Source organism: Klebsiella sp. 64, from assembly GCF_018223915.1.
Classification (GTDB): Bacteria; Pseudomonadota; Gammaproteobacteria; order Enterobacterales; family Enterobacteriaceae; genus Klebsiella; species Klebsiella pneumoniae.
Genome location: NZ_JAGRQZ010000038.1, coordinates 1 through 13,071 on the forward strand (window position 1 = coordinate 1; position 13,071 = coordinate 13,071).

Sequence of the window (13,071 nt, forward strand, 5' to 3'; positions counted from 1 at the left end):
CCCCCGGCCACCATCACCGAGGCGTTCAGCCCCCAGCGCGCAGCCACCTGCGGGTCAAGGGTGGCGGAAACCTCGCAGCCTTCGACCAGCGTCGGCATTTGGCTACGCGACAGGCCGCACTTGTCCAGCAGAGCGTCGGACCAGTCGCGCTTCGCCACGTCCAGCCACAGCGTCCCGGCGGCGTCCGACATATCGGAGACTTTCTTCCCGGTCATCCGGTAGCGCAGATAATCCTTGGGCAACAGCACCGTGGCGGTGCGCTGAAAGTGTTCCGGCTCGTGACGGCGCACCCACAACAGCTTCGGCGCGGTAAAGCCCGGCATCGCCAGGTTGCCCGCCACCTGATGCAGCTCCGGCGCCATCGCCTCCAGCTCGGCGCACTCTGCGGCGCAGCGGGTGTCGTTCCACAGAATGGCCGGACGGATCGCCTCCCCCTCTGCATCCAGCAACACCGCGCCGTGCATCTGCCCGGAGAGGCCAATCGCCTTAATGGCCGGCCAATGCTGGGCGCATTTTTCCCGTAGCGTGGCCATCAGGTACTCCGTCGCCTCCCACCATAGCTCCGGCGCTTGTTCTGACCAGTGCGGATGAGGCCGCTGAATACTCAGCGGCGCGCTATGGCTGGCGATAACCTCATGGTTCTCATCAATGACCAGCGCTTTGACTTCCGATGTGCCGAGATCGATACCCAGATACATAGCCACCTCTTAGTTAATCAGCGTGTAAACGGCGGCGACTTTCTCGCGCATCAGCGCCAGGAAATCCGCGTTGTTGGCGAGATCACCAAACAGGGCTTTATCACGGGCGAAGACTGCCACCGGATCCTGAGCCTCGTACATCTCATGCACCGCCTGCGCATCCAGGATGCCGTCCTGGTACTGATACGGCAGAGTTCCCTTGTGCCACTGCTCCATAAAGACGAAGAACAGCGCCGGCAGCATGGCGGTCGCTTCCGGGCGGACGCCGCGCTGGTAGCACTCCTGCAAGGTTGGCGCGATCATCGCCGGAATTTTCGAGAAGCCGTCGGCGGCGACGCGCTGGTTGGTGTCCTGGATATAGGGGTTGGTAAAGCGCTTAAGCACCACATCCCGGTAGGTCGGCAGATCAATGCCGTTATCGCCGAGACACGGAATAACGTCCTCCGTAACGTAGCGGTCGGCAATGGCGTAGATAACATCGGTCAGCGTGCTTTCATGAATATACTGCTGGCCGATTAAGGTTCCCGCCCAGGCAATGCAGCTGTGCGACGAGTTCAAAATACGGATTTTCGCCTCTTCATACGGGATGACCGACTCCACCATCTCCACGCCGACCGCCTCCAGATTCGGGCGGACATCGCGGAAGTTGTTCTCCACTACCCACTGGATAAAGGTCTCCCCCATCACCGGCGCTTTGTCATCAATTCCGGTTTGCGCTTTGATGCGGGCCGGCAGATCGGCCGCCGGACGCGGGGTGATGCGGTCCACCATGGTGTTCGGACAGGTGGTATTGGCCGCCATCCAGTCAATCACCGCCTGTTTGCCGGTGAGCTGCAGGAACTCGACCATACCGTCGTGGAAACGCTCGCCGTTATGACGCACGTTATCGCAGTTGAGCAGGGTCAGCGGCCCGGCGTTGTCGGCCATGCGCTTTTCCAGGATCCGCGCGAGGGTGCCGTAAATGGTTTTGCACTCGCCTTGCAGGTCGGCCTGCAGATCGGGGTTGCTGGTTTCCAGCCGATGGCGAGTGTTCAGGTAGTACCCCCCTTCCGTCACGGTAAAGGCGATAACTTTGGTCTGCGGGTTTGCCCCTTCGTTAATCAGCGGCTGTAGCCCGGCCTGCCACGGCAGCAGTTTCTGGATTGAGGTGATCTCTTCATATTCGCGCTCCCCTTCCGGGCTGACGGTCTCGAGGACGTAACGTCCTCCCTGCGCCGCCAGCGCCTGGACCACCTGCTCGGCGTCGTTGCGAATATTCCCCGCCGCGATGCGCCAGCGATTATCCCCGGAAGCAATCAGACGATGCAGATACCACGCCTGATGCGCGCGATGAAAAGAACCCAGACCGATATGAAGCCATGTGAATTGATTGTTCATGTTCTGCTCTCCTTGAGTTGATTGCGCCACTGTAATAGATCATTTGACCACAATAAGAGCCACGGATCACAAAAGAGCAATTACCCAATTAAATTACAAATGACCAGAAAAGAGCAAAAGCTTGCCAGTTATGCCAACCACGGCGAGAATGCGGGTATTCGCCGGGCCAATTGCGTGCCCTGGCCAGCAACTTAGGGCGGGAAACCATGAGTAAAGAAGACGATATCCGGTTGGATCAGAAGGTGCGTGCCGCATGGATGTACTACATCGCCGGCCAGAATCAGAGCGAGATTGCCAGCCAGCTGGGCACCTCCAGACCGGTGGTGCAACGGCTGATCGCCGCCGCGAAAGAAGAAGGGATTGTGTCTATTAATCTGCACCATCCGGTAGCGAACTGCCTCGATTATGCGCAGTTGCTGCAGGAAAAATACCGCTTGATCGAGTGCAATGTGGTCCCCGCCTTTAGCGAAGAAAGCACCCTCGACAGTGTGTCATTTGGCTGCTATCAGCTGATGGCTCGCTATCTGCAGGATGATAAAGAGAAAATTATCGGTCTGGGCTCGGGCCTGACCCTGAAAAAAGCGCTGCAGCGCATCGATTTTGACAGCCTGAATACCCGCTGCGTGGCGCTGATCAGCGCCATGAACGCCGACGGGCAGTGCAATTATTACGATGACGTGCCCCTGCTGCTGACCCGCAAAATTAAGGCCAAGTACTATCAGTGGCCGGCGCCGCGCTACGCCCAAAGCGCGGAGGAGCATGAGATGTGGTGCACCAATCGCTTATTCCGCAGCGTCTCCGGCGTCGCCCGCGAGGCGGACGTGATTTTTGTCGGTATTGGTCCGCTGGGCACGCAAAGTCCGATCTTTAAAGACGGCTTTATCAATCAGGCGCAGATGGATGAGCTGACCGCCCGCGGCGGCATCGGGGAGATCCTCGGGCGGTTTATTGATGCGCAAGGCGACGTGGTAGACAGCGAGATCAACCGCATGATCACTAGCTATGATATCCGCCAGAGCCACTGCCCGCGGATTGCCGCTGCCTGTGGAGAACATAAACGACCGGCGATCCTGGCCGCCCTTAAAGGCGGCTGGATTAATGGCCTGGTGACCGATGAGCATACCGCCCGCTGGCTGCTGACGCGGTAACGTCGAACAGCCAGACAGCGACTCAGCTGCTGCTCATCAGTCGCGGGGGAATTTCAATCCGCTGCTGGCTGGCTTCGCCGGCGTCAATAATCGAAAAAACCGCGTCCAGCATCGCCGGCACGTCCTGCTGCACCATGTCGATATCGTGCCCCAGCAGGTAGACAAAAGGATCCCAGTCGAAGCAGCCCATCGGCGGCTGCTCGCTGCCGGTCAGACCCACCTGCGACAGCCAGCGCACAACCCCTTCCAGGGATATCGTCGAGTTAACAAATATCCCCTGCAACAACGTCTTCGCGCTGCTAAACCGCTCCTGCAGGCAGGCCTCAACGTGGCCTTTCGAATAGCCAGGAGCCAGAATATTCGCCTGCGGCACGCTAAGCCCCAGCTCGCGATGCGCATCGTGGAAGCCGCGTAAACGCTCACTGGTGTTATGGTCGCTGCTGCGCCCGCCGATAAAGGTCAGCGGCGCCAGCTCTCCGCGGCGGCGGGCGCTATTAGCCAGGATCTTATGAGTCAGCGCTTTCGCGCCGCCGTAGTTATCCGAAATCACCGACGGCGAGAGAGAGCCCGGCAGGTCGAGATTGACCGTTGGCACGCCCGCCTGCTGGCATAGCGCGGAAATTTTATCCGGATTGGTCGCCCCGGTCGCGACCACCCAGTCAACCTGCCAGGAGAGCATCGCCTTTACCGCTTCGATCTCCAGTTCCGGACGCCGGCGCGTACAGGTGATAATCGGCAGCAGGCCGCGCTCGCGGGCCATCTCCTCAAAGCGTTCGGCGATGGAACCGAAGTAGCGGTTATCATATTTGGGGATAATCATACCGATGACGTGTGATTTTTTACTGCGCAGCATGCTGGCCTGACGGTTAATCGCATAGCCCTGCTCCTCGGCAATCCGCGTCACCTTTTCCGCAAGCTTGGCGCTGATGCGGCGCTTTTTCCAGTTACCGTTGAGGATAGCGCTCACCGCGCTCGCCGAAACGCCGGAAAGTTCCGCCAGGTCGTAAATCGTTATCTTCTTCATTTTTCCAACTTGCGTCACAAAATCATGTCGCTGTTAATTTCCCCCTTGCTCAATCGATGAAGCGAGAGCAACATAGCTTCATCGATTGAGCATCCTTTTCACGCCAGGAAGTACGCGCGCATACCGCCTCAACATGCCAGCAAGCCTGAATTAAGATGCTGATATTCAATATGTTACCAGGTTTAGTCTATCACCTCGAACGTGATGCCCTCGCGTTCGATAGTTTTAACCAGACAAGGCAAAGGATTATAAAATGAACCACTCTGTCTCCTCTATGAATACTTCCCTCAGCGGTAAAGTCGCCGCGATCACCGGCGCGGCGTCCGGTATCGGCCTCGAGTGCGCGAGGACCCTGCTGGGAGCTGGCGCAAAAGTGGTACTGATCGACCGCGAAGGCGAAAAGCTCAACAAACTGGTCGCCGAACTTGGCGAAAACGCCTTCGCCCTGCAGGTCGACCTGATGCAGGCGGACCAGGTCGATAACCTACTGCAGGGCATTTTGCAGCTTACCGGGCGTCTCGATATCTTCCACGCCAACGCCGGCGCCTATATCGGCGGGCCGGTGGCCGAGGGCGACCCGGACGTCTGGGACCGCGTGCTGCACCTTAATATCAACGCCGCCTTCCGCTGCGTGCGCAGCGTCCTGCCGCATCTGATCGCGCAAAAATCCGGGGATATTATCTTCACCAGCTCGATCGCGGGCGTGGTGCCGGTGATCTGGGAGCCTGTCTATACCGCGTCGAAATTCGCGGTGCAGGCATTTGTACACACCACTCGTCGCCAGGTGGCGCAGTATGGCGTGCGCGTCGGCGCCGTACTGCCGGGCCCGGTGGTTACCGCTCTGCTGGACGACTGGCCAAAAGCCAAAATGGACGAAGCGCTGGCCAACGGCAGCCTGATGCAGCCGATTGAAGTGGCGGAGTCGGTGCTGTTTATGGTGACGCGTTCGAAAAACGTCACCGTGCGCGACATTGTGATCCTGCCGAACAGCGTGGATCTCTGACCCTGGCCAGCCTGTGAGAGGATGTGATGCAAAACGATACGCAAAACATTATTGGCGTGGATGTCGGTTCGGGCAGCGTGCGCGCCGGGATATTCAATCTACGGGGCGAGCTCCTCGCCCACGCGACCCGGGAAATAACCCTGTTTCGCAGCGCCGGAAATAAGGTCGAGCAGTCGAGCCGTGAGATCTGGCAGGCGGTGTGCTACTGCATTAAAACGGCGGTGGCCAACGCCGGCGTTTCGCCGTCGTCGATAGCCGGGATCGGCTTCGATGCCACCTGCTCGCTGGTGGTGATTGGCGATAACGATGCGCCGCTGGCGGTCGGGCCTTCGGACGATGCGGACCGCAACATTATTGTCTGGATGGATCATCGCGCCACCGGGCAGGCGGAAAAGATCAATGCCACGGGCCACCCGGTACTGCGGTACGTTGGCGGCAAAATCTCGCCGGAGATGCAAACGCCGAAAATTTTGTGGCTGAAGGAGAATCGCCCGCACATCTATCAGCAGGCGCGCCACTTCTTCGACCTCGCCGATTACCTCACCTGGCGCTCAACCGGCGATGAAGCCCGCTCGGTCTGCACGGTGACCTGTAAATGGACCTATCTGGCGCATGAACAACGCTGGGATGCCGGTTACTTCCGCCAGATTGGCCTCGAAGAGCTGGCGGATGAAGATTTTGTCCGCATCGGCCAGCGGATTGTCGATCCAGGCACCCCCTGCGGCGACGGCCTTTGCGCCACGGCGGCAGAGGAGATGGGCCTGCCGATCGGCACGCCGGTGGCGGTGGGGATGATTGACGCCCACGCGGGCGGCATCGGTACCGTCGGCGTGCTTAACGGCGCGGTCAACAATATGGCCTATGTCTTCGGCACTTCTTCCTGCACCATGACCACCACTCAGGAAGCGGTATTCGTCCCGGGCGTCTGGGGCCCTTACTATTCGGCGATGGTGCCGGGCTACTGGCTAAGTGAAGGCGGGCAAAGCGCCGCCGGCGCGGCTATCGACCAGCTGCTGAGCTTCCATCCGGCGGCGGCGGAAGCGCGCGAGCAAGCGAAAGCCGCAGGCGTCCCTCTACCGGTCTGGCTGGCGGATCGCGTTCTGACGCAAGTTGCTTCGCCTTCTGAAGCGGTAACGCTGGCCGCCGGTCTGCACGTCGTTCCGGAGTTTCTCGGTAATCGCGCGCCGCTTGCCGATCCCCACGCGAAAGCGCTGATTGCCGGGCTGGGGATGGAGCGGGACCTGGATAACCTGACCGCGCTGTACGTTGCCGGCTTATGCGGGATTGGCTATGGTCTGCGACAGATCATTGACGCCCAGCGCGCCTGCGGAATTGAGAGTGAAAATATCGTCATCAGCGGCGGCGCCGGGCAGCATCCGCTGGTGCGTCAGCTGTTGGCCGACGCCTGCGGCGTTAGCGTCGTGAGCACCGCCAGCCGCGAGCCGGTGCTGTTAGGTTCCGCCATCCTCGGCGCGGTGGCGGGCAGAGTCGCGGCTTCGCTGCCGGAGGCCATGAAGCAGTTTACTCAGGTGGATGCCACCTATCACAGCGAGACTGCGTTTAGCCCGCTTCATCAGCGCAGGTATGCGGCCTATAAGGCGCTACAACAGACCGGCAGGCTGATTCGCGAATAACATACCTCCTTATTTTATAACAATAATGCTCCGCTGCTGTGCAGCGGAGACACTCATCTGCACTCTGAAATCGAGGTCAACATGTCCGTTAATAACAAACAGTGGTACGGTCTACCGCTCAACCTCATCTGGGGATATGTCGCCATCGCCGTGTTTATGACCGGCGACGGCTTTGAGCTGGCTTTTCTGTCGCACTACATCAAAGCACTCGGATTCACCCCGGCGCAGGCTTCCTTTGCTTTTACTCTCTACGGTCTGGCTGCCGCCCTGTCGGCGTGGGTCTCCGGCGTGGTGGCGGAAATCATTACCCCACGCAAGGCCATGCTGATTGGCTTCGTGCTGTGGTGTGTGTTCCACGTACTGTTCCTCGTCTTCGGCCTCGGTCGCGCCAACTATGCGCTGATCCTGCTGTTTTATGGCATCCGCGGCCTGGCCTACCCGCTGTTCCTCTACTCCTTTATCGTCGCCATTATCCACAACGTCCGCAGCGACAGTTCCAGCTCCGCGCTGGGCTGGTTCTGGGCGGTCTACTCGGTGGGTATCGGCGTGTTCGGCAGCTATATTCCGAGCTTTACCATTCCCCACATTGGCGAAATGGGCACCCTGTGGCTGGCGCTGCTCTTTTGCGCCACCGGCGGCATTATTGCGCTGGTGTCGATGCGTCATACCGAAACGCCGCGCCATATGCAGAACCTGACCACTCGTGAAAAATTCGCCGAACTGGGGCGCGCGGCGACGCTGCTCTATACCAACCGCAGCATTCTGTTCTCGAGCATTGTGCGCATTATCAACACCCTGTCGCTGTTTGGTTTTGCGGTGATCATGCCGATGATGTTTGTTGATGAGCTGGGATTTACCACCTCGGAATGGCTGCAGGTATGGGCGGCATTCTTCTTCACCACGATCTTTTCGAACGTTTTCTGGGGGATTATGGCGGAGAAAATGGGCTGGATGAAGGTTATCCGCTGGTTCGGCTGCATCGGGATGGCGCTTTCCAGCCTGGCGTTCTATTACCTGCCCCAGCACTTCGGCCATAATTTTGCCATGGCGCTGGTACCGGCTATTGCCCTGGGGATTTTTGTCGCCGCGTTTGTGCCGATGGCGGCGGTGTTCCCGGCGCTGGAGCCGAACCATAAAGGCGCGGCGATTTCGGTCTATAACCTGTCAGCCGGGCTGTCGAACTTTCTGGCGCCGGCGATTGCCGTGGTACTGCTGCCCTATTTCAGCACTATCGGCGTGGTAATAGCCTATACCGCCTTATATATTCTGGCCTTCTTCCTGTGCCCGTTAATCCGCGTTGAACAGCCTGGCTTTACCAGCGATCAGCATGCGAAACCGTTTACCGCCAACGCGGCAGAGTCTTAATAAACCGCATCTGGTACAAACAATGCGCAATCCGGGCGGTGCCGCCCGGATTTTTGCCTTATGCGATAGTCACTTTGCCATCCAGATAAACATCCTGCACGGCATTGATCAGCTTCACGCCGTCGGCCATCGATTTCTTAAACGCTTTGCGGCCCAGGATCAGCCCCATGCCGCCGGCGCGTTTATTGATCACCGCCGTGCGCACCGCGTCGGCAAGGTCGGTCTCCCCGCCCGCCGCGCCGCCGGAGTTGATCAGCCCGGCGCGGCCCATATAGCAGTTGGCCAGCTGGTAGCGCACCAGATCGATGGGGTTATCGCTGGTCAGTTTGCTGTACACCCGATCGTCGGTATAGCCGAAGTTAACCGCTTTGTAGCCGCCGTTATTCTCCGCCATCTTTTGCTTAACGATATCGGCGCCGATGGTGGCCGCCAGGTGGTTGGCCTGACCGGTCAGGTCAGCGGAAACATGATAGTCGACGCCGTCTTTCTTGAACGCCGAATTGCGCAGATAGGCCCACAGCACGGTGACCAGGCCCAGCTCATGGGCCCGCTCAAAGGCGGCGGAAATCTCTTCTATCTGACGACGCGATTGTTCTGAGCCGAAATAGATCGTCGCTCCCACGGCCACCGCTCCCATATTGAACGCCTGCTCAACGCTGGCGTAGAGGGTCTGGTCGTATTCGGTGGGATAGCTCAGCGTTTCGTTATGGTTGAGCTTCACCAGGAAAGGGATGCGATGCGCGTAGCGGCGCGACACCGAGGCCAGCACGCCGTAGGTCGACGCCACGCAGTTACAGCCGGCTTCGATCGCCAGCTCGACGATATTTTTCGGATCAAAGTACAGCGGGTTGGCGGCAAAGGACGCGCCCGCCGAGTGCTCCACGCCCTGGTCTACCGGCAGAATGGAAAGGTAGCCGGTTCCCCCCAGGCGTCCGGTATTGTACAGGGTCTGCATATTGCGTAGCACCGCCGGTGGTCGGTTGTTATCCACCATCACCCGATCAACATAATCTGCGCCAGGCAGATACAGCTGGTCGGACGGAATGGTTATACAACGGTGCTGCAACAGGCTCTCGGCATCTTTGCCCAGCAACTGCGTAATATCAGTCATAGCAATCTCCCGTAAGGCCGGCCGAAGCCGGCGTGCATTATCCCAACCCAATTTTTTTGGGCAGGTTAAGCCTGGTACCGACTTAGCCTATTTTCCAGCCGGGGGGCCATTTTTTCAGGAGATTCTGCTGTCCCGTTGCGCTGCCATTTACCACCAGGCGTGGAAATGGTGCACCGGCCCGATACCGTGGCCCACCTCCAGAGAGTCGGCCTGCGCCAGAGCCGCCGACAGCCAGGCCTTCGCCTCGATAACGGTGGCCGCCCAGTCCGCGTGACGCGGGCGCAGCGCCGCCAGCGCGGCGGAGAGCGTACAGCCGGTGCCGTGGGTATTTTTGGTCTGCACTCGCGGCGCGGTGAACCGCTGTTCCCCTTCGCGGGTGAAGAGCCAGTCCGGGCTTTCGGCATCGTCGAGATGGCCGCCCTTCATCAATACCGCGCCGCAGCCCAGCGCCAGCAGCGCCCGCCCCTGCTCCAGCATTTCCCTTTCGTTACGCGCATGGGGGGCATCGAGTAGCGCGGCCGCTTCCGGTAGGTTCGGGGTGATCAATGACACCTGCGGCAACAATCGTTGACGCAGGGTCTCCACCGCCGAGGCCGACAGCAGCGGATCGCCGCTTTTCGCCAGCATGACGGTATCCAGCACCACGTTGGCCACCCGGTAGCGCGCCAGCCGCTCGGCCACGGCTTCCACAATATCGGTCTCCGCCAGCATGCCGATTTTGGTGGTATCGATACGCACATCGCTGAACACCGAGTCGAGCTGCGCGGCCACAAAATCCGGTTCGATGCGATAGACCGACTGTACGCCGCGGGTATTCTGCGCCACCAGGGCGGTGATCGCCGAGCAGCCATAGGCCCCCAGCGCGGAGAAGGTTTTCAGATCGGCCTGGATACCGGCCCCGCCGCTGGGATCGGTGCCGGCGATGGTCAGGGCGTTGATGCGTTTCATCCCTGCACCTCCTGATACAGCGCGTCGAGAAACGCCGGAATAAAGCTGCCTGGGCCTCCCTGACGGGCGGCGATCTCCCCGGCCTGCTTCATCAGCCCGCAGGCGGCGGCCACGTTTTCCAGCCGGTCTCCCGGCAGCGCCGCGCTCGCCGCCACCACCGCCGACAGCGCGCAGCCGGTGCCCACCACCCGGGTCATCAGCGGATTGCCCCCCGCCACGCTGAGCACCCGCTCGCCGTCGGTGACGTAGTCCACCTCGCCAGTGACCGCCACCACGGTAGCCAGCCGACGAGCCAGCGCCTGGGCCGCCGGCAGCGCCGCGGCGGCCGTATCGGTGGTATCTACCCCGCGCCCGCCGGCGCTCATCCCGGCCAGCGCCAGAATTTCAGAGGCATTGCCGCGAATGGCCGCCGGCTGGAGGGCCAGCAGCTCGTGACAAAAGGCAGTGCGCACGGTCAGGGCGCCGACCGCCACCGGATCCAGCGTCCAGGGCTTGCCGGCCTGACGGGCGTGCTCCACCGCGGCGCGCATCGCCACGGCGCGATCTTCGGTCAGGGTACCGACGTTAATTAACAGCGCATCGGCGATAGCGGCAAACTGCGCCGCTTCGCGGGGATCGATCACCATCGCCGGCGAGGCGCCGACGGCCAGCAGAACATTGGCGGTAAAGGTCTGCACCACGTCATTAGTCATGCAGTGCACAAGGGGGGAATGGGCGCGCAGCAGATGGCGCAGGTGCGCGACAGGCGCGGGATTCAACAGCTCAGGCATAGTTTGCTCCCGCCAGACGAGGTAGAAGCAATGACCCTGCGGTCTCTGACTTCCCTACGCTGGCATTATCCAGATCAGGTGGTACGGGTATTTCTCAGCCTTCACAAGGAAGGGCACCCCGAGTCATTTAAATCAAAATCAAATACTTGCGATTAACGTCCCGTTAATCCCTGATCAGGATAATGCCATCGGGAAGTCAAAGACACAACCCTTCTAAAAACAGCATGTGTCCCAGCTTGTGGCTCACATTGTGGCACACTGCTGTAACCTACTAATACTAAAAAGGCCGGGTAGCCCCAGCCTAAGTTTCACGGGTTGTTCTCATTTGATTCCAAATTGGCAGATGCAAGTTTCCACTATGCATCCACGCCAGAACAGGACTATCCGATTGTTTCCTCATCAGCAGTCAAGACGTCAGCATGAAAATAGCTCATATATTGGATGCCAAACTCAGAAAAAAGCATAAAAAACCAACAAGAAAATCAATTTCAGATAAAAATATCAAAAAAAATTATCATACAACATGATAAATCCGTATTAATTATAGGTGAATAGATTCAGTTTTTTTTTCATTCATTTAGAAATAAATTGAAATAAAATAACAAAGAGAACTGACCATGCCTCAACGAATTCAGCAAATCCAAAGCATCGTGGCTCAAAGAGGAATCGAGCATCTTGTTCATTTCACTCGGGTCGATAACTTAGCAAGCATAATGCAAAATGGCATCATCCCAATTGCAAACACCGCCCAAAATCAAATTAATCCAGTCATTAATGACCCTTATAGATGGGATGGACATACAAATGCGTCATGTCTATCAATAACACGACCGAACCACCATATGTTTTACAGGTTACGTTGCGATAACCCTCAAACTGAATGGGTTGTTCTACTTTTGCGTCCAGCTTTACTTTGGGAAAAACCATGTGCATTTTGTTGCCACAATGCTGCCGATGGAACAATGAGTAGCCAACCCCTAGATCAGCTTCAAGATACTGCTGCACTCTCAGGAATGTTTGATGAAATGCCAGCGTTACAAACTCGACAAGAGCAACGCTTGCTGCCCTACGACACTACAGATGCGCAAGCAGAAGTGTTAGTATTTGATACGATTGAGCCACATTATATTGTTGGCGCAGCATTCTGCAAACAAGCGGTAAAAGCAGATTATGAAAATCTGTTTTTGGGAAGAAATGTATATTTGAACCAAGTAGGGGGCGGTTTCTTTGCTTCTCGCTCATTCGTTCGATAAGGTAGTTTCATGGCACAAAGACCAGTATACGTTCCTGTTGTTGAACAATCACTCTTCGTTAAAACCGAACTTGTGGAATTCAAGTGGTTTCCAGGAATGTCTGTTTCACAAAAACAGAAGTCTATCGATTCCCTTCATGAAGCAGCAGCAAACCTGCCAAATGTAGATAAGATTCTGGAGATTTCCAGCAAGTCCCGTAACACTCTCGGCGTTGCGTTAAGCGCTTTTAATCTCTCGTTCACGACTCTGAAACAACAACGGACGTTAACTATCGAATGTGCATTTCAAGGTAGTAAAGTCTTCCAACGTGGCGGACCTTATGTAGACATGTTTGAGATGACTCCGCGCGAAGCCAAAAAAGACAAACGTCTGTTGACCTCAGGCAGACTGACCGGATTTAAGTTTTTCGGTACAGAATGGGAACTGGAGCCACGGACAGCATTTTACGACTGGCTTTACATTAGTGCATTGAATAAGCGAACAGAACTTGCTGAGCAGATTATTGAATATTCAGCATTTACTGATATCGAATTCAACCCAGAGCGCTCGATCAATTGCCAAGCATACTCTGCGGCACTTTACGTATCCTTATTCAAGCAGGGCATTCTTGATGAAACCATTGCAACCAAGGAAAGTTTCTTGGAAACGATTAAAAGTGCATCCATCAGCAATGCTCTCCAAGATGAAACCACCCAATCAGGCTTTGGATTCTGAAACAAAAGAGAAACACCTCCAAAAAA

The 13,071-nt window shown here is 57.5% G+C and carries 12 protein-coding genes and 1 riboswitch; of the genes, 6 read left to right on the forward strand and 6 right to left on the reverse strand.

Annotated elements, in window-relative coordinates; all coding sequences use genetic code 11:
- On the reverse strand, positions 1 to 698 hold a 698-nt coding region (locus KHQ23_RS23245; protein ID WP_040234901.1), incomplete at its 3' end, for an FGGY family carbohydrate kinase.
- A 9-nt stretch (positions 699 to 707) separates the two neighbouring features.
- Positions 708 to 2,075: a D-arabinitol 4-dehydrogenase gene (dalD, locus tag KHQ23_RS23250; protein ID WP_040174613.1), complete on the reverse strand. Its 1,368-nt coding sequence runs from the start codon at positions 2,073 to 2,075 to the stop codon at positions 708 to 710.
- A 206-nt stretch (positions 2,076 to 2,281) separates the two neighbouring features.
- Here dalD and KHQ23_RS23255 point away from each other — a divergent pair, with 206 nt between their 5' ends.
- The gene (locus KHQ23_RS23255) at positions 2,282 to 3,223 is read left to right on the forward strand and encodes a sugar-binding transcriptional regulator (RefSeq protein ID WP_040174615.1); all 942 of its coding nucleotides are present in this window, start codon (positions 2,282 to 2,284) and stop codon (positions 3,221 to 3,223) included.
- A 22-nt stretch (positions 3,224 to 3,245) separates the two neighbouring features.
- Here KHQ23_RS23255 and KHQ23_RS23260 read toward each other — a convergent pair whose 3' ends face one another.
- Positions 3,246 to 4,247 (reverse strand): substrate-binding domain-containing protein, encoded by a 1,002-nt coding sequence (locus KHQ23_RS23260; RefSeq protein ID WP_014343332.1) that lies wholly within the window; start codon positions 4,245 to 4,247, stop codon positions 3,246 to 3,248.
- Positions 4,248 to 4,500: 253 nt separating this feature from the next.
- Here KHQ23_RS23260 and KHQ23_RS23265 point away from each other — a divergent pair, with 253 nt between their 5' ends.
- The 3 genes from KHQ23_RS23265 (at position 4,501) to KHQ23_RS23275 (ending at position 8,249) form a co-directional block, all read left to right on the forward strand.
- A complete protein-coding gene (locus KHQ23_RS23265) occupies positions 4,501 to 5,250 on the forward strand; it encodes an SDR family oxidoreductase (protein ID WP_004180592.1) in 750 nt (249 codons plus the stop codon).
- A gap of 26 nt (positions 5,251 to 5,276) precedes the next feature.
- Positions 5,277 to 6,884: an FGGY-family carbohydrate kinase gene (locus tag KHQ23_RS23270; protein WP_038990539.1), complete on the forward strand. Its 1,608-nt coding sequence runs from the start codon at positions 5,277 to 5,279 to the stop codon at positions 6,882 to 6,884.
- 81 nt (positions 6,885 to 6,965) lie between these two features.
- Positions 6,966 to 8,249: an RbtT/DalT/CsbX family MFS transporter gene (locus tag KHQ23_RS23275; protein WP_004890769.1), complete on the forward strand. Its 1,284-nt coding sequence runs from the start codon at positions 6,966 to 6,968 to the stop codon at positions 8,247 to 8,249.
- A 58-nt stretch (positions 8,250 to 8,307) separates the two neighbouring features.
- Here the strand turns inward: KHQ23_RS23275 and fbaB are convergent, their stop codons facing one another.
- The 3 genes from fbaB to thiM all read right to left on the reverse strand — a co-directional run bounded on the left by fbaB (position 8,308) and on the right by thiM (position 11,078).
- Positions 8,308 to 9,360: a class I fructose-bisphosphate aldolase gene (gene fbaB, locus KHQ23_RS23280; RefSeq protein ID WP_002912704.1), complete on the reverse strand. Its 1,053-nt coding sequence runs from the start codon at positions 9,358 to 9,360 to the stop codon at positions 8,308 to 8,310.
- 147 nt (positions 9,361 to 9,507) lie between these two features.
- Positions 9,508 to 10,308, reverse strand: a complete 801-nt coding sequence (gene thiD / locus KHQ23_RS23285) for a bifunctional hydroxymethylpyrimidine kinase/phosphomethylpyrimidine kinase (RefSeq protein WP_002912707.1) — start codon at positions 10,306 to 10,308, stop codon at positions 9,508 to 9,510.
- Positions 10,305 to 11,078 (reverse strand): hydroxyethylthiazole kinase, encoded by a 774-nt coding sequence (gene thiM / locus KHQ23_RS23290; protein ID WP_012541053.1) that lies wholly within the window; start codon positions 11,076 to 11,078, stop codon positions 10,305 to 10,307. Before thiM ends, thiD begins: the two co-directional genes overlap by 4 nt.
- Before the next feature lie 34 nt (positions 11,079 to 11,112).
- Positions 11,113 to 11,209: riboswitch (TPP riboswitch) on the reverse strand.
- Between the two features lie 486 nt (positions 11,210 to 11,695).
- On the opposite strand from thiM, the gene KHQ23_RS23295 reads away from it, so the two are divergent.
- Both KHQ23_RS23295 and KHQ23_RS23300 read left to right on the forward strand, forming a co-directional pair.
- Positions 11,696 to 12,331, forward strand: a complete 636-nt coding sequence (locus KHQ23_RS23295; protein ID WP_087785796.1) for a DarT ssDNA thymidine ADP-ribosyltransferase family protein — start codon at positions 11,696 to 11,698, stop codon at positions 12,329 to 12,331.
- Positions 12,332 to 12,340: 9 nt separating this feature from the next.
- Complete coding sequence (locus KHQ23_RS23300; protein ID WP_087785799.1) at positions 12,341 to 13,045, forward strand: hypothetical protein; 705 nt, start codon at positions 12,341 to 12,343, stop codon at positions 13,043 to 13,045.
- The last annotated feature ends 26 nt before the right edge of the window (positions 13,046 to 13,071 follow it).